Source organism: Brevundimonas sp. UBA7507 (assembly GCF_002478355.1).
GTDB lineage: Bacteria > Pseudomonadota > Alphaproteobacteria > Caulobacterales > Caulobacteraceae > Brevundimonas > Brevundimonas diminuta_D.
This window is the reverse complement of the sequence record NZ_DLNP01000013.1, coordinates 1-475: the sequence shown is the minus strand read 5'-3', so window position 1 is coordinate 475 and position 475 is coordinate 1. Positions and strand designations below refer to the sequence as shown.

Sequence of the window (475 nt, the reverse complement as noted above, 5' to 3'; positions counted from 1 at the left end):
CGAACAGGACGATGGTCGCCTGTCCCGCCAGGTATTTCGACGCCAGCAGCATCGCGCCATAGATCAGCAACAGGCTGAGCGCCCACATACCCGTCTGACCGCCCCAGAAGAAGTCCAGGAACACGCCCAGACCGAACAGCACCGCGGGCGCCAGCATGGACGGACGGATCAGGGGCCAGGCGAAGGCCAGAACCATGGGCCAGACCGGCTCGGGCAGGGTCAGGCCGAACAGGCGCAGCGGAATGGCGAACAGAATGGTGGCGGCCGCGGCGATCAGCGCCGGGTAGCCGATCCACTGCATCGGACCGACCATCCGCACGGTAATCGTCCGTCTCACTCGCGGCCTCCGTCAGGCGCGGTCGGCGTCGGAGCCTGCGCGGAAGGTTGCGGCGGCGTGGCGGCGGTCGGCCGGGGTGCGGCGGGACGCGGCGTCGGCTGAGCAGTCGCGGGCGCGGCCGGGACCGGCGGCGGCGCG

General features: G+C 71.4%; 1 pseudogene. It reads right to left on the bottom strand.

From position 1 onward, the window contains the following. A pseudogene (locus B3D50_RS07385) lies at positions 1–337 on the bottom strand (hypothetical protein); the annotation flags it as partial. Between the last annotated feature and the right edge of the window lie 138 nt (positions 338–475).